Raw genomic sequence first — 22,460 nt, 5'->3', positions numbered from 1 at the left:
TTTCACATCATTGTGTAATAATGCCCAGATGATCGGCACGGCGGCCACCGCGAGTCACCCCCAACCCCGTTCGCGCCGTTGTCCGCGCCGCGCGGGCCGCGAGAGCGGCCCGCGGCCGACCGATCACCTGCTCGCGCACTTCCTCAGCGGCCTCGCCTTCCTGCTAGCCGCGGGCGTGACGGCCACGGTGGGTACCGCGGTTGGTCTTCCGAGATCCTCATGGCTCGCCCTGCACTTGGCGTTCGTAGGCGGGATCTCGCAACTGATCCTCGGTGCCGCCCCGTTCTTCGCCGGCGCACTCCTAGCGGCCGAGGCGAGCCCGCCTGTTCTCTTCCGGCTGGGCCTCTTCACCTGGAATGCCGGCGCTTTGACGGTTGCTGTGGGCTACGTCACCTCGGCCGCCGCGGTGATCGTGGCGGGCGCCGTCCTCCTGGGCGGGGGCCTCGCCGTTTACGTCGCGCGACTCGAGCGGATGCGTCGCCGCTCGCTGCAACGGGCACCGTTGGCCATCGCCTGGTACGAAGGCGCCGCCGCGGCACTCGTTTGCGCCGGCACGATTGGCACGCTGCTCGCCACGGGGCTCTTCGCAGGCGACGGCGACACCGTCGGAACGCACGCTTTGCTCGCCGTCGGTGGCTGGTTCGGAGGGACGATCGTGGGCACCCTCCACACTTTCTTCCCCTCGCTCACCGACACGCGCCTGCGCTGGCCGCGGCTCGAAGTGATCGCACTCCTTGGCTGGTACCCGGGCCTCGGTGCGCTCGCCGCCGGCTATTTCTCGGGATCGCTGGCGCTGGTCACCGCGGGATGGTTCGTGTGTCTGGTCGCTGCGAGCGCTTTGCTCGCGAACGTGCTGGGTTGTCTTAGCCAGCGGCGGTCGCCGCTGCGGCTGCCAGCTTGGCTGGTTGCGCACGGTCAGCTGTTCTGCGTACTCGCCCTCCTGTGGGGCCTGATTCAGACGCTGAGCGGAAACCCCGGCGGAAGCGCGGTTGCGCTGCCGAGAGACGCGGTGTTCGCCCTATCTGCGCTGGCCGGTTGGATCGGACTGACGGTTGCCGGCTCGCTACTGCATCTTCTCGATGTGCTCGCGCGAGTGCGCGCGATCAGAAGGCCAGGAGCGCCGTCCGCAGAACTCGGGCCGCAGACTCGCAGGCGTCCTAGCACCGAACGCACAAGACGCGTCCTCGGTCCACTCGTCGCAGCGGCTCCGGTAGTCCTGCTGCTGGCCTGGATCGCGCAGGTGGCGCCGCTCGAGGCGCCGATCCAGACGCTGCTGCGCGCCGCCCTCGTCGTCTGCGTTGGCGCCACCGGGCTCGCGATCGCCGAGCGCGCGCTCGCTGCCGCCCGCGCGGCCCCACTGCGGTTGTGAGCGACGGGGCGAGAGTGATGGCCAGTGGAGGTGCGGCGAGAGCGATGAGAGCGAACGGCGGCTGAAGATGACTCGGCACCCCGCGCTAGTCGAACTCTCTCGCGATCACCATCACGCGCTAGTGCTGGCAGCGCAGATGCGGCGTGCTGACGCTTCCTCCGCGGGCGGGCTTACGCGAGCCTTCGTCGAGTTCATGAACGATGCGAGCGCCGTTCACTTCGCCGAGGAAGAACGCTTCCTGCTGCCCCTCTTGGCTAACCACGTCGACGCTGACCATCGACTCATTGTGAGAACTCTCCTCGATCATGTGCGCCTGCGAGCCCTGACCACGCGGTGGCTCACGGCAACGCCCCCCGCACCGGACGAGCTCAGGGCTGCCGGTGAGCTCTTGCACGATCACGTGCGCATGGAGGAACGCGAGCTCTTCGCGCTCCTCGAGGCGTGTGCGACGGAGGTCGAGCTAGCGCGTCTCGGCGAGCAGCTTCGCCACGCTCGCCAGAAAGCGGCTTCGACAGCGCCCTAACGCTGCGTTCTAGGGCCAGAAGTCCGGCAGCACCTCGCCGTCGCCTTGGCGGCGGGGCCCGAAAGCGAGCAGCGTCATCCCCTCCGGCCCGGCTTCGAAGCGGCGCGCCACCTGCGGGGCTACGCGCAAAGCATCGAACCGCTGCAGCTCGACGACTTCCCCGTCGAGGCACACCCGGCCCGAGCCCTCCAGCACGACGTAGATCTCCTCGGCACGCTCGTGGCGATGTCCGTAGGGCTGCTTGCGGCCAGGACGCAGGTGCTGCAGCGAGAGCCCGGTTTCGCGCGCCTCGAGCGCACCGCCCGGGAAGCGAGCCGCCAACAGCTCCCCGTAGCCGAAGCGCGGTGCGAGATCCTCGACCTCGAGCAAATTGAGGCGCGTGTAGTCCGGCCCCTGCTGTGACCCGCTAGCCACCGGCGCTCTCGAGGTCGCGGTAGCCGGTCGCGAGAGCCGTGAGCCGGTGCCCCACCGCGCTACTCGGGAACGATTCCCTCGCCGGTGAAGTCACGCCGCGCCTCTTCGAAGGTGATGTCGCGGGGCGGCACGATCACGTCGGACTCCACAAGCTCGTCATCGGCGAGCGGCTCCCCCTCGCGCTCGATCAGCGCTATGAGCTCGTCGAACAGCTCGCGGAAGCGCCGCTCGTCACCCGCTTCGACCGCGGCCACACACGCGTTGTCGAGCTCATTTAGCTGGTCGGCGAGGTGATCGGCGAGCCGAAACTGCCCCTCGCCGGAGATCCGCACGATCACGAGCCCTTCTCCCGGTGCGTGGGCGGCTGGCTGCCCGAATCCTCGGCAGCGGCGCCGAGCTCCCGCCCGGAGCCCGGAACTTCGCCCTTCAGGCGGGCCAGCTCGCGCTCGACCTGGTCGCCTGCTTCCAGCTGAGCGAGCTGGCGGTCGATGTCGTCGCTCGAACCGAGCGCCGTAAGGTCCTCGAAGGTGCCCGCCTGTTCGAGCTCCTCGACGGCGGCGGCGCGCGCCTGCATGTCCTCGACCTTCTCTTGGGCGCGCTGGAGCGCGAGCCCGAGATCGGCCATCTGCTCGCCGACGCCGTGGGCGGCTTCCGAGATCCGGACCTGCGCCTCGGCCGCCGAGTACTGCGCCTTGATCACTTCCTTCTTGGTGCGGAAGGCCTCGACCTTGGCGCGCAGGCGTTGCTCGTTCTCGGTGAGGCGCTGTTGCTGCGCCTCTAGCTCGGCGATTTGCTGGTCGAGACTTTGCAGCTCGCGTTGCGCCAGCGCCTTGCGTTCGAGGGCCGCGCGCGCAAGGTCTTCACGGCCTTGAGCGAGCGCCTGCCGGGCCTGGCCTTCGAGCTTCGCCACCTGCTGCTCGAGCTTCTGCGACTGCATCTGCAGACGCTTCTTCGCGGTGAGGACCTCGGCGATCCCCTTCTTTACGTTCTGGAGCAGCTCGACCTGCTTGCGGTAGCCGTAGTCCAGCGTTTCCGCCGGATCCTCGGCGCGGTCGAGCCACTTCGAGATCTTGGCCTTGATGGTGGTCGAGAGCCGCCCAGCTAGCCCTGGCAAAGCGCCTCCTTCCGTCGCTGCGAGCCGCTGCCCCGCTGAGTGTAGTGAGCGCGCTCTGGTAGCGGCGCCGACGGGCGCGCGACCCCCTCAGGCTGCCACTGCCGAGCCGCTACGTTCACCCGCCGCCACCAGCTCCGCGGCCTCCGCCAAGCGGCGCCTGTACTCCTCGCGCTGGAGCCGCGAGATCACCAGCCGCTGCACCTGGGCCGTGCCCTCAAAGATCTGGTAGATCTTCGCGTCCCGGTACCACTTTTCGAGTGGGCACTCCGTCGTCTGGGCGTACGGCCCGACGAGGTCCATGCAGGTCGCGGTCGCCCACATCGCGACGTCCCCTGCCTTCAACTTCGCCATCGATCCCTGGCCGCCGGTGAGCGGCACACCGTTGCGCGCCATCCACGAGGCCCGCCAGACGAGCAGGCGTGCAGCTTCGATCTCAGTGGCGACGTCGGCGATCGTTTGCTGGATTCGCTGATGCTCGATCAGCGGCCTTCCGCCCTCGCGGGTGCGCTCGAGGTAGTCGAGCGTCCACTCGTAGGCGGCCTGGGCGATGCCGAGCGCCGAGGCGCCGACTAGGGGGCGCGTCATCTCGAACGTGGCGAGCGCGTTCGAAGAGCGTCCGCTCGACTCACCCTTGCGCGCACGCTCCAGCTTGCGCTGCAGTTTTTCGTAGCCGCCGAGCAAGTTCTCCATCGGCACGCGACAGTCCTCGAGCACGATCTCGGCGGTGTGCGAGGCGCGGATGCCGAGCTTCGATTCTTTCTTTCCCTGCCTGAGGCCTGGCGTCCCCTTGGGCACCACGAAGGACGCCTGTCCGCGGTAACCGAGGTCGGGATCGACGGTCGCGACGACGACCGTCACGTCGGCGATGCCGCCGTTGGTGATGAAGACCTTGGTGCCGTTGAGCACCCACTCGTCGCCGTCGAGACGCGCGGTCGTGCGGAGAGCACGCACGTCGGAGCCCGCTCCCGGCTCCGTCACCGCGTAAGCGCCGAGCTTGATCTCATCGCCTGTGCCGTAGCACTCTGGCACCCAGCGCATGATTTGTTCGGGTGTTCCAGACGCGGCGATGCCGGCGGCGGCAAGACCGGACCCCTGGATGGCGAGCGCAATGCCCGCGCAGCCCCAATGCAGCTCCTCGGCGTAGATCGCCGTCATCAAGCCGTCGGGATCGGAGGCCATCCGCTGCATGTGATCGAGACCGTGTAGGCCCCACTCGCGCGCCGCCTTGATCGCCTCCCACGGCACCTCCTCGGTGCGGTCGTAGTGGGGCGCGATCGGGCGCATCACCTCTCTCGCGAAGCGCCGGCAGCGCTCCTTGAACTCGAGATGGTCCGGCGACAGACGGAAGTCCACGGTCAGATCCTCCTTGCTCGCGCCTCGATACTCCTCGCAGCCGCCGCGACGCCTTGACTGGCCAGTCAACCAGCGGACGGGGGCAGGATAGCGGTCGGCTGCTCGGTAAGTTGCTTCGGGAGTGCGAGTGGAGGGGTCTCGGGGAAAGCGACGCGGCAGCCTCGTGCTAGCTGTGACGGCGTTGGTCGTCGCCTCGGCGTTGGTCGGCGCCGGTTGCCAGCTGGGTGGCGGCGGCGATGGTCGGCCACCGCAACTCGGCGCCCGCGCAGGCGATCAGGACGCTGCGACCAAGCTTGGCTTCCCCGCCGTGGCCACGCGCAACACGGTGCGGGTAGGCGGTGGCGATCCGGTGGCCGACGCGGCCGGCGTCGCGAACCTTTTCTACCCCGCCACCACCAGCGCCACTAGGCCCCGCACGGTCGTACTGCTTGACACCCGCCGCTGGCAGGACGCCGTGGCCGCGGCGACGCTAGCCGCCGACCCGCTGGTCGCGCCCTTGCTGTTCTCGTCGGGCGGCGACCTCCCACCCGTCACGGGCGAGACGATCAGACGACTGCGGCCACTGGGCGCCGACCTCGCCGACGATGCCCAAGCGATCCTGGTCGGAAATGGCGTCCCCGCACCAGCCGGTCTCCGCGTCAAGCGAATCGCCGGCGACGATCCCTACGCGATCGCCGCGGAGCTCGATCGTTTCGCGGCGGCGCTGCGCAGACGGCCGTCTCCTCGTGTCTTGCTCTTCTCAGGGGAACGCCCGGAGTGGGCGATGCCGGCTGCAGCGTGGGCCGGTTTCTCGGGCGACTCCGCCCTGCCGGTCCGCAGTCGTTCGGTGCCGGCACCGATCCAGCGGGCGCTCGCACGCCGGGAGGGCAACGCCGCGATCTTTTTGCTCGGACCGGAGTCGCTTATCTCGCCTCGCGTCGAGCGCTCGCTGCGCCGCTTTGGTCGCGTGCGGCGGATCGGTGAGCGCGCACGCAACGCTGTCGAACTGGCCGTCGCGTTCGCGCGCTACCGCAGCGGCACGTTCGGTTGGGGGGTCGTCGTGCCGGGCTACAACTTGGCTTTGGCAAGCACGACCCGGCCGCTCGACGCTGCCGCAGCGGCGCTGCTCGGCTCGAAGGGCATCTTCGCGCCGCTGCTTCTGACCGACCGCGCCGACGCCCTCCCGCGCACCGTGCAGCAGTACCTGTTGAGCATCCAACCCGGGTATGAGGGCACACCGCAGGAAGCGGTCTACAACCGGGTTTGGATCCTCGGCGACGACCGGGCCGTCTCGTTGGGGGTGCAGGGCCAGATCGACCGCTTGACCGAACTCGTACCGGTGCAACCGCAGACGCCCTGAGCGCGGCGAAGCGGTCGGCGAGTCCTGGCAGCCGGTCTCGCTCTAACGTTCCCAGCCGTGAGCGAGTACGAGCGTCCTGACCGCCTGACACGCGAACCGACGATCGAGGACATCCACGAGCTCGTGGGCGCCTCGACGCCGCACTTCGCCCTGCAGATCCGCAATCGCATCCGCAATCTGATCGTCGGCTTGCCCCCCGATCACCCGGTGCGGCGTGAGGGCGAGCGTTGGATGCAGCACCTCGAGCAGGTGGCGCGGGGAGCCGAGGCGCGCGGTCCGGTGGTCGAGGGAGAGCGCGGCCTGCGTAGCTACGTGGGCGACCAGCAGCTGCCCGCAGAGGGTTAAAAAGGACCCGGCGCGGCAGGGCCGCGCCGGGCTACATCGCTTGGCAGCGTGGCGAACTCTCGTCAGGCGGCGGTGGGCGCCGTCCGCTCGAGTCCCGTAAGGTCGGCCACCCTAGCCCGCAGTTCGCGGCCCATCGACCACAGGTGAGCATCGGTGCGCGCACGCTTCAGGAAGAAGTGGAGGTCGTGCTCCCAGGTGAAACCGATGCCTCCGAACACCTGCAACGCCTGCGCGCTCGTGCGCCAACCAGCGTCGCTGGCGTAGGACTTGGCCATCGCTGACGCGAGCGGCAGCGACTCCGGCTCGGACTCCGCCGTCCAGGCCGCGTAGTAGGTGAGCGAGCGGGCGCTCTCGGTCTCGAGCAACATCTGCGCGCAACGGTGCGACACCGCTTGGTAGGCACCGATCGGGCGCCCGAACTGCTTGCGCTCGCGCGCGTATTGGACCGCCATCTCGAGCGTCCGCTGCGCGATCCCGACAAGCTCTGCGGCGAGCGCAACGAGCGCGCGGTCGACACCGGCGGAGGGATCGCCCGGGAGCGGCTCCCCGGAACCCTCGACACGCACTGACGCGTAACTGCGGGTCAGGTCGATGGTGTCGAGTGCTTGTGCCTCGAACGAGCCTCGCTCGAACAGTTGCGCCTCGCCACCCTCGACCGCCACGAGTAGATCGGCCTCGGCAGCATCCGGGACCAGGCGCGCCTCGCCGCCGTGGGTGAGGGCCAGCGTCGCGCTCAGCTCGCCGCGCGCGAGCGGTGCGAGCCAACGCTCGCGCTGCTCGTCCGATCCCGCCGCCTGCAGCACGAGTCCGGCCGCAGCACGCGACAGGAACGGCAGCGGCGCGAGCGCGTAGCCGAGCTCCTCAGCGAGGATTACGAGCTCGACCGTGCCGAGCCCCTGACCCCCGAACCGCTCGTCGACGAAGATCCCCGGCCACCCGAGCTCGCACAGCTCGCGCCAAGCCTCGTCGTCGTAGCGGCGCGCCTCCGCCAGCTCGCGCACGCGATCGGGGGTGAAGCGCGCCGCGAGCAGCTCGCGGGCGGTCCGCTTGATCGCCTGCTGATCGTCGTTGAAGTCGAAGTTCATCTCCTCACCTCAGCTTCGGGAGGCCGAGCACCCGCTCGGCAACGATGTTCTTGAGGATCTCGGTCGTACCGCCCTCGATCGAGTTCGCGCGCGAGCGCAAGAAGCGATAGACCCAGCGCGAGTCCCACACCGGCCCCTCTTCGCCTCGCAGCTCGATCGCGAACTCCGTGAGTGCCTGGCTGATCTCCGACCAGTGCCACTTCGGAAGTGAGCCTTCGGGCCCCGGCACCCCGCGCTTTTGGATCTGCGTGAGACCGCGCCAGCTGGTGAAGCGAAGGGCCTCGACTTCGATCTTGAACTGAGCGATCCGATCGCGGACGATCGGGTCGTCCGCAAGGCCGCGCTCTCGGGCGAGCTCGACTACTTCGTCGAGCATCAGTCGGACCCCCGCGGCAGCCGCCGCACCGAGCCCCGCGCGCTCGTGCATGAGCGTTGTAATCGCCACGGCCCAGCCGTTACCGACCCCGCCGATCACGTTCTCGTCGGGGATGCGCGCGCCCTCGATGAACAGCTCGTTGAATTCCGCCTCGCCGGTGATCTGGCGCAGCGGACGCACCTGCACCGCGTCCTGCTCCATGTCCATGATGAAGTAGGTGAGCCCCTGGTGCTTTGGCGCGTCGGGGTCGGTGCGGGCGAGCAGCATGCACCACTTTGCTTTGTGTGCGTAGGTCGTCCAAACCTTCTGGCCCGTCACCACCCACTCGTCGCCGTCACGGACCGCGCGCGTCTTCAACGACGCGAGATCGGAGCCAGCTTCCGGCTCCGAAAAGCCCTGACACCAGATCTCCTCGGCCGAGAGGATCGGCTCCAGGAAGCGTCGGCGCTGCTCCTCGGTGCCGTGGTGGATAACCACCGGACCACCCATCAGCAAGCCCAGGATGTTCGCTGGCTGAGGAGCCTTGGCCCGGACCATCTCCTCGCTGTAGATCGCCTGCTCGATGACGCTCGCGCCACGGCCGCCGTACTCGCGCGGCCAGGAGACGCCGGCCCAACCGCCCTCGTGCAGCTTGCGCTGCCACTGACGTCGGAACTCGAACGCCTCGTCAGGATCGTCGGGCTCTGGGCCGGGGTGGTTGGCCTCGAGCCAGGCCCGCAGCTCGTCCCGGAACTTCTGCTCGGATGGTGAAAGCGTGAGGTCCATAGCGCCTCCGAAACTAACACTTATTCGATTTGTAAGGCCGGCTCGGCTTTCGCCTTCCGGCGCCCGCACGCTGCTTTCGTCTTAAGCTCACCTGGTGTTCGAGCGACGACAGCGCGGGCTGCTGGCCCGCGCGCGTGAGCGGTACGAGCTCGGTGGGTTGCCAGCCCTTGTTGGCACGCTCGTAGAGCGCCTGGGCTTCCGCCGTCTGGTGATCTTCGAACGCTCGCTGCGCCCGACGAGCGCGAGCGCGTCGCCAAAAATCGAGGGGTTGCGCGTTGCCCCGCTGGGCACCGAGCACGCCGAGCAGTACGCCGCCTTGCGGCCGTTCGGCGGAGCGAAACAGTTGCGCGAGCGACTCGCCGCTGGTTCGCTCGCGATCGGCGCGTGGCTGGGCGCCGAGCTCGTGTCGGTTGCCTGGTGGCACCCTGGCGAGGCGTGGATCCCCGAGATCGGCTTGCACATCGTTCTGCCGTCGCACTTCATTTACGCGTACGACAGCTACACGCGCCGAGATCTCCGCGGTCGCGGGATCACGCCCGCACGCGCACTGCGCACGTTCGCGATGCTCGCCGATCTCGGGTTCACACGGGGGCTGTGTTACGTGCTCGCCCACAACCGCCCGAGCATGCGTGCCGTGCAGAAGATCGGCTGGCTGCCGGCCGCCGAAATCCGCGCGATCGCACTGCCGCACACGGTTCTCCTGAGCTACGCGGGAGCGGACCGTGGGCGTCGACGCTGCGTGCGGCGCCGCGATTCCGGACCGTGGCCAGGAGCGCCGCCTCCGGGGCCACCTGGCGGCGAGGCGTGCCGGCTGCGCCTGCGAGAGCATCCGTTCGCCCCGCCGCCGCTGGGCCCCGACCGCTCCGCGCCGTCTCCTTAGATCCGCTGAATGAGCGTGCCGGTGCCGAGCCCGCCGCCGCAGCACATGGTCACGAAGCCGATCTCCGCGTCGCGGCGTTCGAGCTCGTGCAGAAGCGTGGTGATTAGGCGAGCGCCGGTCGACCCGAGCGGGTGACCGAGCGCGATCGCGCCGCCGTTGACGTTCACGCGGTCCATGTCGGGCTCCAGCTCCCGTCGCCAGGCTGCTACCACAGACGCGAACGCTTCGTTGATTTCGATCAGATCGATGTCGTTGATCGTCATCCCGTTGCGCTCAAGAATCCGCCTGGTGGCGGGAATCGGGCCGGTGAGCATGATCACCGGGTCGACGCCCACGGTCGTCTGATCGACGATCCGGGCGCGCGGCTCGAGACCTAGCGCCTCCGCCTTCTCGCGGCTCATCAAAAGCACCGCGGCGGCACCGTCGGAGATCTGGGACGAGTTGCCCGCAGTGACCTTGAGGTTCTCCTCGCCGCCGACGTAGGGAGCGGCTTGCGGGAAGGCGGGCTTCAGCTCGGCCAGCTTCTCGAGGCTTGTGTCGGGGCGGATGCCCTGGTCGGTTACGTAGGTGGTGCCGTTCACCTGGAAGGGCACGATCTCGCGCTCGAAGCGGCCCTCCTCGGTCGCTTGGTGCGCGAGCCGGTGCGAGCGCAGACCGAGCTCGTCGAGCTCGGAGCGCGGGATCTCCCACTTGGCGGCGATCATCTCCGCGGAGATGCCCTGGGGCACCAACGCGTAGCGCTCCAAGAGCTCCTTCGGCCACGGCGTGCCGACCTCGTCGACCCACTTGAAGCCAACCCCCATCGGGATGTGGCCCATGTGCTCGACACCGGCGCCGATCACCACGTCGTGAACACCGGAAGCGATCAACGCCGCGGCGAAATTCACCGCCTGTTGCGCCGAGCCGCACTGACGATCGACGGTCGTCGCCGGCGTCTCGATCGGTAGCCCGGCCTGCAACCAGGCGTTGCGGCCGATGTTGAACGACTGCTCGCCGTACTGCTGCACGCAGCCGCAAATGACGTCCTCGACGAGCGACGGCTCGATCCCGGCGCGCTCGATAACCGCCTTGTAGCAAGCGCCGAGCAGCTCGTTCGGATGGACGTCCTTGTAGTAGCCCTTCTCCGGGTGCCCGCGCCCAATTGGCGTACGCGCGGCCTCGACGATTACGACTTCGCGCCCAGCACCGTTCCTCATCGTCGCCTCTGCCTCCTCCCGAAAGTCGCGCCTCGGCAGGTATTTCCCGCCCCCCGTTGCGACGCCCTTCCGACGCCGACGCTAGGGTACGTTTTTCCTGACCGGCAGTTCAGAACCATTTGGCTGGCTGGCCAAACCAATGCCCAGGCCAGTTTAGACGGATCGGCAGGCAGCGGGAGCCGAGGGCTCTGCTCGCCAGGCCGATACCAGCAACCTCACGAAGCGGAAAAACAGGACACCCAGGAGGAGGCTTGGCGAACGAGCGAACCGAAAAGCTGGGCATCGTCGGCAGCGGCACGATTGGCGCGGGTCTCGCGCGTGCTGCAGCCGACGCGGGAATCGACGTGCTGGTCTGGGCGCGTGTCCCCGAGCGTGCACGCGCCCGGCTGAAGCGCGATCTGCCGGTAACCAACGACCTAGCAGCACTCGCCGATCGCGAGCTCGTCGTCGAGTCAGTCGCTGAGGAGCTCGAGACCAAGCGGGAGCTGTTGGGCCGTCTCGACGCTGCGCTGCCCGCCGACACCGTGCTCGCGAGCACGACGTCCTCGCTGTCGGTCGCGGAGTTGGCAAGGGCAAGCGGACGACCCGAGCGCTTCGGCGCGCTTCACGTCTTCAACCCCGTCGAGAAGATGAAGCTCGTTGAGCTCGCCTTCCCGGCCGAGGCGAGTGAGGAGACGCGGTCCCTGCTGCACGGTGTGTGCGAGCAGCTCGGCAAGGTCGCGGTCGAGGTGCCCGACGTACCGGGGTTCGTCGTCAACCGCCTGCTCTTCCCCTACCTGTTCGACGCTGTGCGCCTGCTCGAGGAAACGGGTCTCGAACCACAGGCGATCGACACCTGCATGAAGCTCGGCGCCGGGCACCCGATGGGGCCACTCGCCCTGCTCGACTTCGTGGGGCTTGACGTGTCGGCGGCGATCGGAGAGTCGATCGGGGTCGAGATCCCTCCGCGCGTGCGTGAACTGATCGCCCAGGGCCGTCTTGGCCGCAAGACCAAGGCGGGCTTTTACGAGTACGAGTAGCGCGGCCGGCGAGCGGCGGGGCTTCGCTCCGGCCCGGGCGGGCAGCCACGCTGCTCGCACGCCACAGCGCGGGACTCAGCTCGTCCGCGCGTCGGGATCGGCAGCCGCGCGCTCGACCGGCCGCCCCTCGCCGGGAGGCGGCGGCTCTGAGTAAGCCGCGCGCCCGCTGTCGGCACGGCCGTCTTTTTGGCCGTTGCGGTCGTCCTTTTGGCGCTCCTGCGATGGCGGCGGTTCGCCGCGATGGTCGCGGATGCGTACCGCCTCGATGCGGTTCTCACGCACCGATTCGACACGGAGCGAGAAGCCGTCGATCCGCACCAAGTCGCCGCGCTTCGGCAAGCGACCGAGCTGCCCGAAGACATAGCCGCCGATCGAGTTGTACTCGCCGGGCTCGATCGGCAGATCGATTCCGTAGTCCCGCAAATCGGTGATCGGAACGTGCCCGCGCACCCACCAATCGCCGTTGCGCAAACGGCGCACGCCCGTAACCACCGGATCGGTCTCGTCGGCGATCTCGCCGACGATCTCCTCGAGGATGTCCTCGACCGTAACGATGCCCACCGTCCGCCCATACTCGTCGATCACCACAGCCATCGACGCGCGCTCACGCTGAAGGTCGGCAAGGAGGTCGTCGAGGGGCTTCGTCTCGGGAACGATCAAGACGTCCTTGATCGCTCCCTCGATCGGTGCGTCCGGTCCCTCGGTGAGAACGCGTCGCGCCAAAGAGTTGACGTGCACAACACCGCGAACTTTGTCGGTCGACCCTTGCTCGGTGACCACCAGGCGCGTGTGTCCCGAATCGACGCACCGACGCAGCGCCACACCGGCGGTCTCCGAGACGTCGCACGTCACAACCGCCGGAATTGGCGTCATTACGTGACGCGCTTGCTGCTCGTGGAGATGGAAGACGCCTGACAGCATCCCTGCCTCACCGGGGTCGAGCTGGGCGGCGCGCAGACCACGGACGATCAGGTACTTGAGCTCCTCGGCCGTGATCCCCTGCTCGAACTCGGCGCGCGGGTCGACCCGCAGCAGTCTCAGGATCGCGTTCGAAGCGCCGTTCAGCGCGTGGACAGCTGGACGGAACAGCGTGTTGAACCAGCCGAGCGGACGCGCCAGGAACGCGGCCGTGCGCTCCGCATGCACGATCGCGTAGATCTTCGGAACCTGCTCGCCAAGCGTGATGTGCAGCGCTGTCACCAGAACGTAAGCGAGCGTCACCGAGATACCGAGCGCGACCGCGTGCCCGAGGGCTCCCGTAAAAAGCGGCTCGATCAGGCGCGCGACCGCCGGCTCGCCGAGGAACCCAATGCCGATCGAGGTCATCGTGATACCGAGCTGGCAGGCCGCGAGGTACTGATCGATGAGCTCTAGTTGACGCAGAGCAGTGCGGGCACCGCTGCTGCCGGCCTTGGCGAGCTCCTCGAGTCGCCCTTGCCGCGCCCTTACCAGCGCGAACTCGGCGGCCACGAAGAAACCATTGAGGGCGACCAGCGCGAAAACAGCAGCAATCAGCAGCACCGCGGTCATGCACGCACCTCCACGCGCCCCGACCGGGGCGACCCGGCCCCGCTCGGCGGCAAGCTACTTCGAGGCGGATCGTCGTCGCGCATCGGCGAAAGCTCGTTTGAGACGCTAGCACCTCGCGCCGCGACCGAACGGCGCCCCGGGCAACGACAGCGCCGCGGCCGCTAGCTCAGGATCGAACTGGCGGCCACGTCCCCGCTGCAGTTCGTCGCGCACCTGCGCGGGATCGAGCGCTCGTCGGTACGGCCGGTCGAGCGACATCGCCGCCAGCGCATCGGCGAGGTGGAGGAGGCGCGCGGCCGTAGGGATCTCGTCAGCGGCCAAACCATCCGGATACCCGGAGCCGTCGAAGCGCTCATGGTGTTGGCGCACCACGCGCGCCACGTCCAAGCGCCCGATACTTCGCAGCAGCGCCTCGCCGGCCAGCGTGTGGTACCGGACCACTTCATACTCGGCACCTGACAGAGGCCTTTGGCCGCGCAAGATGCGCTCCGGCCAGGCGAGTTTACCGAGCGCGTGGACCGTCGCCGCGGCCTCGGCGAGCTCCACGACGTGCCGCTCGACGCCGGCGTGCTCGCCGATCTCGCGCACCAGTCGCGAGGCGAGGCGGTCGTGGAGGACCGTGGTGGGGTCGCGTCGCCGCAACGCAGCGAGCAGCGCAGCGAGCGGGTCCCCACCAACTTCGTAGCCCAGCCGACCGGCAGTCGAAGCGACACTGTTGGCGGCGGGAACCGGAGTCAAGCTGACCGACCCCGTGGGCTGCGGCTCGGGGCGCACTGGTTGGTCGCCGGCGAGCCCCGAGGCCCCCTCTGCGCGCTCGCGGGCGCGCGCCGCCCCGCCCTCGATCACCGCCAGGCGATGGCGCGCGAGGCTTTGCGCTGAGCGATCACCGGACGCTGTGTCGTCGCCCTGAGTGGCGAGCACCGCGCGGTCTTTGCCGGCTCGCTTAGCGCGGTAGAGGGCGGCGTCGGCGGCCGCCACGAGCTCGTCGCGAGTGCTGCCGTGCAACCCGGCCTGAGCGATGCCGACGCTGATCGTGAGGGGTACCGGCGCGGGGGCGGCCCGCACGACCTCGCAGAGCCGGATCGCCGCGCGCAGCGCGTTGGTCGCGTCGGTCGCCGGCATCAGCACCGCGAACTCCTCGCCACCGATGCGGAACGGTTCGTCGTGCGCGCGGGTGCCGGCGCGCAGGGCGTCGGCGAGCGCGCGCAGCGCGTCGTCGCCGACGGGATGCCCGAAGCGATCGTTGACCTGCTTGAAGTTGTCGATGTCGATCAAGGCCAGCGAGACCGGACCCGCAGCAGACACCAAGAGCTCTTCGAACCGCTCGTGGAACGCGCGATGGGCCGGCAGGCCGGTCAACGAGTCGAGCTTCGCCTGCTCCTTGGTGCGCTCCCACAAAAGCGCGCGGCGCAAGGCCAAAGCTCCGACGTCGGTGGCGCTGCGAACCACCAGGTCGAGTTCGGAGCCCGCTTGCGGCGCGGGCTTAACCGCTACGACCCCGAACAACCGCTCGTCATCACGCAGCTCGAGCACGCAGACGTCGCGACCGAGCGCACCGGCCGGGTCGTGGGCTGCCAGCCGCTGCGGCATCCGCGCGGCCTCGATGCCGCGCGCATCGACCAGCTCGAGTCCCCCGTTGCGGGCGATGTAGACGGCGCAGGCCGACGCTTGCAGATCGTCGACCGCCGCGCGCGCCAAACTGCGCGCCACCGCCTCGGGGTCGATCGCCGCGCTCAACTCGCAGGTGAGGGCGTGCAGCCGCCTGAGGCGCGTCAGCTGTCGCTCGCGTGCTGCCCGCAAGCGCTCGTTCTCGAGGGCGGTCGCGAGACGGTAGGCGATCGCCCTGAGCTCCGCTTCGTCCTCCCGCGAGAACGGCTCATCGGCGCGGCGGCCGACAACCATGATCCCGACGCCCTTGGTGCCAACCAGTCTCGTCCAGGCGAGGTGGGCGAGCCCGCACCCCGCGAGCCATTCGGGAAGCGGCAACTCCCCGGTCGACACCAGCACACGATCATCGGGCAGTTTCGCGAGCAGCGCTCGTGGCAGCGCTACCGGGCGTTGCGGGAGCGCGTGCGCTGGAACCCCCCACTGGCAGCCGAGTGCGAGATCATCGTCGGGTCCCACGAGCAGCGCGCACACGTCGGCCGAGAACAGCGACGCGATGTCCGTCGCCGCGAGCGCGAGCGACTCTCCCGAGACTCCCTCCGGGCGCCCCAGGAGCGTCACCACCTGTGCTAGACGGGTGGCGCGCATCAGTGCCTGCCCGGCCTGCCGCTCGAGCTCCCGGAGCCGGCGCCGCAGACGCTCGTTTTCCTCGCGCAGCTCGAGGAACGCGTGTTCCCAACCGTCTTCCGAGCTGCTGCGCAACGGCGTGGCGCTCAAGGTCTGGGCTCCGCAGCCGGCAGGGCCAGCACCGCGACGCTCGCGTTGTGGAATCCGGTGGTACCGGTTATGCGCCCAAACTCCCCGTAAGTGAAGAAGCCGCAAAGCCTTGTGGTCCCGCAGGCCGTCGCGATCCGTTGTGCGTCGCGCGCTGGCCGGCCGTCGAGCTCCAAAATCACGTTCCCTTCGGCGCGCGTGACGAGCATCGGGGCACCGATCGGTCGCCAGCCGTGCGCGACGCCCACCGCAAGCGGCTCCTCGGTACCCAGCCAGAGGGCGATCACGCCGTTCGTCGTGGTGCGCCCGGCGTGCTGGTAGGTGCGGCTGATGCGCAGATCGTCACCCGCGGCGCCACCGACGATCGGTACCGCTGCGCCGGTGACCTCGTAGGCACCGCGCACGATCTCCCACTGATCGCCGGCCAGGCCGTCGCTGAGCAGGACGAGCGCAGCGTGCGTCGGCTCTCCGCCCGCGCTTTGCGCTTCGGCGCGGGCCAGCTCGGTCGCGCGACGGGTCGCGCCGGCCAGGTCGGGTGCGAGCTCGGCGAGCGCCAAGCCGAGCCGAAGGTGCGCGGAAGAGAGGTGGATCGCGCAACAACCGTGGGCGACTTGGCGACCGGCGGTGAAGGCACCGTCGCTCGAGCAGGCCGCCACCCGCGCCGGCGCCGCCGCGCGCTGAGCGAGCTGAAAGCCCTCGACCGGCTCCTCGTAGCCTGCGCTGAACAGCAGGACGACGTCGCGCGGACGCACCTCGCGCCCACCGAGCGCCTGCTCCACCGCCTCGACGGCCGCGCGCCTGGGATCGTCGCCAAAGGCGCTGCCGACGCCGGGCGGATCGATCCAGCGTTCCTCCAGGCGGTCGACGGCCGGGGCCCGCCCGGAAGTCACGGCACCGTTCCCGACCGCCTCCGGAGGCGGGGGGTTCGCGCTCGAAGGGGCGCTGCTCGGCAAATTCGCGCTTTCGGCCATCGCGTCGTTCGCTGCCGGCCGCTCACTCGCCCCGCTCACGCGAGCGGCGACGCGGGCGGCACCACTCGCTGGATGTCGTCGACGAGTCGCGGCCGCGCTTTAGCCGCCGCGAGGCGGGCGGACAAAGCTCCGACGCCGGCTTGGGTAGGGCCGTTGGGCGCCAGCAGGGCCGCTGGCGCCGCTTGCGCCCCCCGGCGGTGCGCCCCCTGCGGGCCTACTCGGCGGCGAGCTCGTCGATGCGACGCGCTAGCTCGAAATCGCGTTCCGTGAGACCACCCTGCGAGTGCGTGGTCAACGACAAGCGCACGCGGTCCCAGGAGATCTCGACGTCGGGGTGGTGGTTCAGCTGGTCGGCAACCTCGGCGACACGAGCGACGAACCGCACGGACCCCGAGAAGTCGCCGCAGCGGAACTCCTTGACGATCGCATCGCCCTGACGCTGCCACCCTTCAAGGCCGGCAAGCAGTTCCGCTATTCGCTGTTCGTCGAGACGTGGCATGTTTGCTCCCGTACCGTGAAGATCGCCTCGCTAGTCCCTTCCGCTACCGAGTCGCTGTTCGCGCTCGGCCTCGGCTCCTGCGTGGTGGGAGTTACGCACGAGTGCGATTACCCACCCGAAGCGCAGGCGCTCCCGCAACTCACGCGTAGCGTACTGCCGCCGGGGCTACCGCCGCACGAGGTCGACCAGCGCGTCGCCGCCACCCTCGAGCATGGACAGCCGATCTACGAGTTGGATGCTGCGCTGCTCGCAGCGCTGCAGCCCGACCTGATCGTCACCCAAGAGGTCTGCACGGTCTGCGCGGTCTCCTACGACGACGTGCTGGCGGTGGCGGCGCGACTCGAGTCGCGCCCGCGCGTGCTCGCTCTCGACCCCTCGACGCTTGGCGAGGCGTTCGCTGATATCCGGCGACTCGCGGAGGCGTGCGGTGTTGAGGAGCGCGCCGACGAGCTCCTGGAAGCCCTCGGCCGACGCGTGGAAGCGGTCGAGCGAGCCGCCGCGGAAGCGTCCGACAAGCCGCGAGTGGTGGCCCTCGAGTGGCTCGACCCGCCGTGGATCGCCGGACACTGGGTTCCTCAGATGATCGCCCTCGCCGGCGGCGAGGACGTGCTCGGCATGCCGGGCGAACCGTCGCGGCGGGCCAGCTGGGAGGAGGTCAGGGCGGCCCGGCCGGAGGTCGTCGTCGTGATGCCGTGCGGCTATCGCGTGGAAGAGGCCGGCAGCGAGGCTCTGCGCCTGCGTGACCGCCTCGAAGCGCTCGCGGCGCGTGTGTTCGCCGTCGACGCCTCGGCCTACTTCTCGCGTCCCGGACCGCGGCTTGCCGAAGGGATCGAGCTGATCGGCCACCTGCTCCATCCACACCTGATCGCCAGTCCCGGACGTGGTAGGGCGGTCGAGCTGGACCTGGGGTAAGCGGGCGCGCAACTCCCCTAGTAGCCGGTTCCGCTGGATATCGCGATCGCTCCAGCGACCGCCAGCGCAGCGATCGCAACGACCGGCAAAAGCGCGGCGTTTCCACGCAGGCCGACGCTACCGGCACGCCCAAGCAACCACGCAGCGAGCGCCCCACCGAGCAGGCCGCCCAGGTGGCCTCCGATCGAGATTCGTGGCACCAGGAACGTGATCAGCAAGTTCAGGAGGATCCAAGCACCGAGCCCGCTTTCGAAAAGCGGAATCCCGTCCCGCCACATCATCACGGCGGCCGCCCCCATCAGCCCGAAAACGGCTCCCGATGCTCCGACGGTCACCCCGTCCGGAGCCAACAACAGCGCTCCGAGCGCGCCGCAGGCGAGCGAAGCGAGGTAGAGGGCGAGGAAGCGGACAGCGCCGAGTCGCGGCTCGAGAAGATCACCAAGCACGTACAGGGCGAGCATGTTGAAAGCCAGGTGGAAGAGCCCGCCGTGCAGGAAACCGGCGGTGACGATCCGCCACCACTCGCCGGCCCCGACCGCCGCTCGCGAGAGTCCGAGCTCGGCGATCAACGAGCCCGCACCGCCGGTACCGGTGGCCGCACCGCCGCCGAGCAGTTCCCCGGCAAACACCAGCACGTTCAAGGCGATCAACAAGTACGTGACCCGCGGCGCGCCGCCGCCGACGCCACGCACTACGCGCGTGGTCGCACCCGCGCAGTCCGGGCAGCGCATGCCGACCGGCGTGCTGGTCATGCACTCGGGGCAGATCGCGCGACCGCAACTCGAGCAGGAGACGCCGGTTTCGCGGCGAGGATGGCGATAGCAGAAGGCCACTTACGGCAGCGTAACGATCACCGGCGGGCAACCAATCATGGGGTCAACGCGTATAGGGCTTTAGGAACGGTCCAACTCGAAAGTTTCGAGAGGTAGGAGGTATAGAAACGATGCAAGGGCGTTCACCTGCTCAGCTGTACGGGCTCGTATTCGGTGCCGTGCTGACCCTGGCCGGCATCATCGGGTTCTTCTACTCGTCCAGCTTCGGGTCTCCCGGTGATGTCGACGCGGTCCTCGGGATCCTCGACGTGAACGGCTGGCACAACGTCGTACACATCGCGACCGGCGTACTCGGCCTGGCCGCGGCCGGCAACTACGCGTACGCGAGGGGCTACGCTGGCCTGCTCGGCGTGGTCTACGTGATCGTCGCGGTGTGGGGATTCCTGATCGGCTCGGGCGAGTCGATTCTGGGCTTCATCCCGGTCAACACCGAGGACAACGTCCTGCACCTGGCGATCGGCCTGGTCGGGCTCGGCGCCTTCCTTGCCACTCCGGCAACGGAGAGCCCGAGCACCGCAGCTCAGCACTGAACCAGGGTCAAGACGAAGGGTTCGATCGGCCGACCCACGCCGTGGCTCGGCCGATCCTTTTCCGTCCCGGCCTCGCTCGCACCAGCCGCCGACCCGTGCGGCGGGGCTAATCGCTTGGTTAACCGGCTCCCTGTCAGAGGAGTTCGATCCCCGCGATCAGCACGGCGAGCGGCGAGAGGATCGCAGCGATGAAGGCCGCGTGCCAGGCGTAACGCACGAGCCGACCCTTGAAGTCCAGGGGTCGAACCATCCGCGGAGCACCCGGGCGGGTGCGGAAGAACTCGATGCGGTACCGCCCGGGGCGTTTCCAACGGATGCGTGTGCGCACGTAGTAATAGGCACCGACGGGCGGCATTACGAGCACTTGAATGAGCGAGTAGTAGGGAAAGGCGATGAGCCAGCGTGATCGCACCGGCCAGTTGGTGATGGTGGTCATCAGCGTGTAGACGAGGATCAGCGTTGGTAACACGTGTGTGTATACGAAGATGTCGTGCCACTTGCCCTCGAAGAGGATGTAGATCAGGCAGAGGTTGTAAACGGCGAGCGCCGGGAAACGCAGTTGTTGCTCGATGTTCAAAACGGCGAGTTGAAAATGACCAGCCCACCAGCCTTTCCGCTGCCTGAAGAGCTCGCGGAGAGTCGAGGGCACTTCCGTGTAAACGACGAAGTCGATGTGGCGCACACGCATCTGTAGTTGCTCGGCGATCACGCCGGTCTCGATGTCCTCCCCGAAGAACCACATCGAGTGCCGCCTCATGATCGCCTTCATGGCCTCGGTGCGAGCGATCATGCAGGCACCGGAGGTCGCCCATGGCCGCAGGTGGCGGCTGCGCATCGCGAGGTCGTACTCGACGCCTTGCAGGTGCTCGGCGACCGTGTGTCGGCGCGACGGCAAGACTTTCACCGAGCAAAGGTCGGCATCGGCGTCCTCGGCTGCGGCAACGGCCTTGCCGAAATCGTCTTCCGGATACGAATCACCATCGAGCCGCATCATCCAGGTCGTGTCGATCACCGACAGCGCTTTGGCCAGGGTTTGCACAGGACTGATGCGGTGGTCGTCCCAAGATCTGAAGACACGCCACCCCTCAGCTTCGACCCGGTCGGCGAACTCGGCCATCGCAACGGTGTCGATGTTGCAGGCGAGCAACACACGATCCTTGTAAGGCTCGAGGTGATGGCGATTCCGCCAATACGAGGGATCGCCAAACAACGGGATGACAATTGTGTAATCGCGGGTGCTCCGGCCGCTAGGCCGGAGCACCACGCGTGAGAACGGAACGAAGGCGTTCTGGAGGTCGAACGCCAACAGTAGGAGTACGACCGCGAGCGGAGGTAGGAGGTCGGGCAGCACCTCGTTACCGAGCTCGGCGGTCGCTTGTGCGGGCGGCTACGTGCTGTGTTCCTCGAGCGCAGCTACACGCTCGAGGAGTGCCTGGCGATCCTGCTCTGGACTGATCAGGTCGCCATCACCGACCCCGCGTTCCTCCGCCCGGCGGGCAAGCTCGCCCACCGCGAGGAAGACCAACAGCGCAACGCACGTAAACGCTGCGATCGCCGTCAGCGACAGCTCGCTGAGTTCGGGCGGGACTATCGCAGCGGCTGCCACGGCACCGCCGCCGCCGACAGCTCGGATCGACATGGGGGACCTCCTTGCACTCTCCCTGGGGGCTGGGTGATTCGTCCAGTTGAATCACCTGGGGTGTTGATCGTCAGGTGCCGGTAACCCTTGACCTACGACATTCGTCCAGACCGCGAAGGAGTGCTTGAGGCGACGGCGACCGCGGCCGATGAGGCCCCATCGAACAAACGTCCACGGGACTCGAGCATCCTCAAGCGCGCGTCGGGGGCGTCGATTCGCAATGTGGGGGCTACACCGCGGGCCGAGTGCGAGGTTGGTTCCGGGACTTCCGGGTCGCTGCGCCCGCGGCAATCTTTGGGGTGGGGGCGCCGCCGCGATGGGGCGCCCCCGCTCGCTTTGCGGAAACGATTTCAGGCGATGATGCGCCGGCGCCCGCGCGCGCGGCGCAGTTGCGTGCGCTCGAGCGGGCGCCGTATCTGCGACCGCAAACGCGCAGCGGTCGCGGCGAGCCCCCGCGGCCGCGAGCGACGAGCCTGATGCAGCCGCAGCAAGGCCAGGGCCGTCGCTGCCGCCGCCCCACAGATCACGGCGATGAGCGCCCGAAGCCAGCGACGCGGGTCGCGCAGCGCCCGCAGTTCCCAGTCGGCGAGCTCGTCGACGGCCGCGCTGCGGACACCGACTAGCCGCCGCTCGAGGCGCTCGGCAAGGCTCTCTTGCGGCTCGACCGGTCGCAGCGCCCCGCGCAGTAGAGCTTCGACGTCGGCTTCACCCATCTTCGCTTCCTAGGTACCTCGCAGGTAACTACCTCTTCGGCGCCGAAACGCTACGCCCCTTTCTCGCTCAAGGCGTCTCCGGCGCTGGCAGCGTCCCCCTGCGACGCTTCCCCAGCGCGCCCCTCGGGCGCCCCTCGTCGCTCCGCTAGAAGCCGCTCGAGCTGCCGGATCGCACGGTGGAGCAGCACCTTCGTGGCCCCTTCCGAGCGGCCGAGCGCACGCGCGATCTCGCGATTGTCCATGCCCAACGCGAAGCGCATGACCAACGCATCACGGCGGTCTTCGGGGAGCTGCGCCACACACGCGAGCACTTCGCGGGCGTCGGCCCGTTCCTCTGCCAGCTCCTCGGTGCCGTGCGGTGCCACCAGTGGTTGCGCGTCCTCGAGCGGAGTTTGTGGTCGGCGGCTGCGGTCGCGGAACCAGTTGGCGGCCAGGTTGTGGGTGATGCGGATCAACCAGGGCCGCAGCGGTCGTCCGTTGGCTTCCGCGCGTGCACGCTCGTAGTGACGGTAAGCCTGCAGAAAAGTCTGCTCGGTCAGATCCTCGGCGTCGTGATGATTGCCGACGCGGTAGTAGGCGTAGCTGTAGACGTCGCGGAGGTGCGTCCGGTAGAGCTCGCTGAATTCACGGTCGAGCTCGGCTTTCGAGGGGCGACTTGCGCTCACCGAGTAGCGAG

Annotated in this window: 24 protein-coding genes; 8 read left to right on the top strand and 16 right to left on the bottom strand. The window is 68.7% G+C overall.

What is annotated here, in order from left to right; all coding sequences use genetic code 11:
- The first annotated feature begins 28 nt into the window (after positions 1-28).
- Positions 29-1,369, top strand: a complete 1,341-nt coding sequence (locus BLW41_RS05570) for a hypothetical protein (RefSeq protein WP_093116959.1) — start codon at positions 29-31, stop codon at positions 1,367-1,369.
- Between the two features lie 67 nt (positions 1,370-1,436).
- Positions 1,437-1,892: a hemerythrin domain-containing protein gene (locus tag BLW41_RS05565; protein WP_093116957.1), complete on the top strand. Its 456-nt coding sequence runs from the start codon at positions 1,437-1,439 to the stop codon at positions 1,890-1,892.
- A gap of 9 nt (positions 1,893-1,901) precedes the next feature.
- On the opposite strand, the gene BLW41_RS05560 is transcribed toward BLW41_RS05565, so the two are convergent.
- From BLW41_RS05560 to BLW41_RS05545, 4 genes are all read right to left on the bottom strand, one after another.
- A complete protein-coding gene (locus BLW41_RS05560; RefSeq protein WP_093116955.1) occupies positions 1,902-2,306 on the bottom strand; it encodes a cupin domain-containing protein in 405 nt (134 codons plus the stop codon).
- Between the two features lie 59 nt (positions 2,307-2,365).
- Entirely contained in the window at positions 2,366-2,644 is a 279-nt protein-coding gene (gene pspAA, locus BLW41_RS05555; RefSeq protein ID WP_093116953.1) for a PspA-associated protein PspAA, read from the bottom strand.
- Complete coding sequence (locus BLW41_RS05550) at positions 2,641-3,420, bottom strand: PspA/IM30 family protein (protein ID WP_093116951.1); 780 nt, start codon at positions 3,418-3,420, stop codon at positions 2,641-2,643. Before BLW41_RS05550 ends, pspAA begins: the two co-directional genes overlap by 4 nt.
- 87 nt (positions 3,421-3,507) lie before the next feature.
- A complete protein-coding gene (locus BLW41_RS05545) occupies positions 3,508-4,773 on the bottom strand; it encodes an acyl-CoA dehydrogenase family protein (protein WP_218138273.1) in 1,266 nt (421 codons plus the stop codon).
- Positions 4,774-4,900: 127 nt separating this feature from the next.
- Between BLW41_RS05545 and BLW41_RS05540 the strand changes: the two genes are divergently transcribed.
- Together BLW41_RS05540 and BLW41_RS05535 are read left to right on the top strand one after the other, a co-directional pair.
- Positions 4,901-6,112: a hypothetical protein gene (locus BLW41_RS05540; protein ID WP_143038606.1), complete on the top strand. Its 1,212-nt coding sequence runs from the start codon at positions 4,901-4,903 to the stop codon at positions 6,110-6,112.
- A gap of 57 nt (positions 6,113-6,169) precedes the next feature.
- Positions 6,170-6,457: a hypothetical protein gene (locus BLW41_RS05535; RefSeq protein ID WP_093116947.1), complete on the top strand. Its 288-nt coding sequence runs from the start codon at positions 6,170-6,172 to the stop codon at positions 6,455-6,457.
- A 62-nt stretch (positions 6,458-6,519) separates the two neighbouring features.
- Here the strand turns inward: BLW41_RS05535 and BLW41_RS05530 are convergent, their stop codons facing one another.
- Both BLW41_RS05530 and BLW41_RS05525 read right to left on the bottom strand, forming a co-directional pair.
- Positions 6,520-7,542, bottom strand: coding sequence for an acyl-CoA dehydrogenase family protein (locus tag BLW41_RS05530; RefSeq protein WP_093116945.1), 1,023 nt, complete (start codon positions 7,540-7,542; stop codon positions 6,520-6,522).
- Between the two features lie 4 nt (positions 7,543-7,546).
- The gene (locus tag BLW41_RS05525; RefSeq protein ID WP_093116943.1) at positions 7,547-8,683 is read right to left on the bottom strand and encodes an acyl-CoA dehydrogenase family protein; all 1,137 of its coding nucleotides are present in this window, start codon (positions 8,681-8,683) and stop codon (positions 7,547-7,549) included.
- 94 nt (positions 8,684-8,777) lie between these two features.
- Between BLW41_RS05525 and BLW41_RS05520 the strand changes: the two genes are divergently transcribed.
- A complete protein-coding gene (locus BLW41_RS05520; RefSeq protein ID WP_093116941.1) occupies positions 8,778-9,563 on the top strand; it encodes a hypothetical protein in 786 nt (261 codons plus the stop codon).
- On the opposite strand, the gene BLW41_RS05515 is transcribed toward BLW41_RS05520, so the two are convergent.
- Positions 9,560-10,759 (bottom strand): thiolase family protein, encoded by a 1,200-nt coding sequence (locus BLW41_RS05515; protein ID WP_093116939.1) that lies wholly within the window; start codon positions 10,757-10,759, stop codon positions 9,560-9,562. The genes BLW41_RS05520 and BLW41_RS05515 overlap by 4 nt on opposite strands.
- A 251-nt stretch (positions 10,760-11,010) precedes the next feature.
- On the opposite strand from BLW41_RS05515, the gene BLW41_RS05510 reads away from it, so the two are divergent.
- On the top strand, positions 11,011-11,778 hold the full coding sequence (locus tag BLW41_RS05510) for a 3-hydroxyacyl-CoA dehydrogenase family protein (RefSeq protein WP_093116937.1): 768 nt from the start codon (positions 11,011-11,013) through the stop codon (positions 11,776-11,778).
- 75 nt (positions 11,779-11,853) lie between these two features.
- On the opposite strand, the gene BLW41_RS05505 is transcribed toward BLW41_RS05510, so the two are convergent.
- The 4 genes from BLW41_RS05505 to BLW41_RS05490 all read right to left on the bottom strand — a co-directional run bounded on the left by BLW41_RS05505 (position 11,854) and on the right by BLW41_RS05490 (position 17,157).
- Entirely contained in the window at positions 11,854-13,308 is a 1,455-nt protein-coding gene (locus tag BLW41_RS05505) for a hemolysin family protein (protein WP_093116935.1), read from the bottom strand.
- Positions 13,309-13,413: 105 nt separating this feature from the next.
- Positions 13,414-15,690 carry a diguanylate cyclase gene (locus BLW41_RS05500; RefSeq protein WP_143038605.1) on the bottom strand — a complete coding sequence of 759 codons (2,277 nt, stop codon included), beginning with the start codon at positions 15,688-15,690 and terminating at the stop codon, positions 13,414-13,416.
- The gene (locus BLW41_RS05495) at positions 15,687-16,577 is read right to left on the bottom strand and encodes an FIST N-terminal domain-containing protein (RefSeq protein ID WP_177169355.1); all 891 of its coding nucleotides are present in this window, start codon (positions 16,575-16,577) and stop codon (positions 15,687-15,689) included. The genes BLW41_RS05500 and BLW41_RS05495 overlap by 4 nt, the downstream gene beginning before the upstream one ends.
- 295 nt (positions 16,578-16,872) lie before the next feature.
- Entirely contained in the window at positions 16,873-17,157 is a 285-nt protein-coding gene (locus BLW41_RS05490) for a 4a-hydroxytetrahydrobiopterin dehydratase (RefSeq protein ID WP_093116929.1), read from the bottom strand.
- 15 nt (positions 17,158-17,172) lie between these two features.
- On the opposite strand from BLW41_RS05490, the gene BLW41_RS05485 reads away from it, so the two are divergent.
- Positions 17,173-18,069 (top strand): cobalamin-binding protein, encoded by an 897-nt coding sequence (locus tag BLW41_RS05485; protein WP_093116927.1) that lies wholly within the window; start codon positions 17,173-17,175, stop codon positions 18,067-18,069.
- A 17-nt stretch (positions 18,070-18,086) separates the two neighbouring features.
- Here BLW41_RS05485 and BLW41_RS05480 read toward each other — a convergent pair whose 3' ends face one another.
- Complete coding sequence (locus BLW41_RS05480; RefSeq protein ID WP_093116925.1) at positions 18,087-18,902, bottom strand: rhomboid family intramembrane serine protease; 816 nt, start codon at positions 18,900-18,902, stop codon at positions 18,087-18,089.
- 110 nt (positions 18,903-19,012) lie between these two features.
- On the opposite strand from BLW41_RS05480, the gene BLW41_RS05475 reads away from it, so the two are divergent.
- Positions 19,013-19,432 carry a DUF4383 domain-containing protein gene (locus tag BLW41_RS05475; RefSeq protein WP_093116923.1) on the top strand — a complete coding sequence of 140 codons (420 nt, stop codon included), beginning with the start codon at positions 19,013-19,015 and terminating at the stop codon, positions 19,430-19,432.
- Positions 19,433-19,565: 133 nt separating this feature from the next.
- On the opposite strand, the gene BLW41_RS05470 is transcribed toward BLW41_RS05475, so the two are convergent.
- The 4 genes from BLW41_RS05470 to BLW41_RS05455 all read right to left on the bottom strand — a co-directional run bounded on the left by BLW41_RS05470 (position 19,566) and on the right by BLW41_RS05455 (position 22,449).
- Positions 19,566-20,783, bottom strand: a complete 1,218-nt coding sequence (locus tag BLW41_RS05470; RefSeq protein WP_093116921.1) for a glycosyltransferase family 2 protein — start codon at positions 20,781-20,783, stop codon at positions 19,566-19,568.
- A 36-nt stretch (positions 20,784-20,819) separates the two neighbouring features.
- The gene (locus BLW41_RS05465; RefSeq protein ID WP_093116919.1) at positions 20,820-21,071 is read right to left on the bottom strand and encodes a hypothetical protein; all 252 of its coding nucleotides are present in this window, start codon (positions 21,069-21,071) and stop codon (positions 20,820-20,822) included.
- Between the two features lie 350 nt (positions 21,072-21,421).
- Complete coding sequence (locus tag BLW41_RS05460) at positions 21,422-21,784, bottom strand: hypothetical protein (RefSeq protein WP_093116917.1); 363 nt, start codon at positions 21,782-21,784, stop codon at positions 21,422-21,424.
- A 50-nt stretch (positions 21,785-21,834) separates the two neighbouring features.
- Positions 21,835-22,449: an RNA polymerase sigma factor gene (locus tag BLW41_RS05455; protein WP_093116915.1), complete on the bottom strand. Its 615-nt coding sequence runs from the start codon at positions 22,447-22,449 to the stop codon at positions 21,835-21,837.
- Between the last annotated feature and the right edge of the window lie 11 nt (positions 22,450-22,460).

The organism is Thermoleophilum album (genome assembly GCF_900108055.1).
In the GTDB taxonomy this organism is placed as follows: Bacteria; Actinomycetota; Thermoleophilia; order Solirubrobacterales; family Thermoleophilaceae; genus Thermoleophilum; species Thermoleophilum album.
The sequence above is the reverse complement of the archived record's forward strand: the minus strand, read 5'-3'. Positions and strand labels throughout refer to the sequence as shown.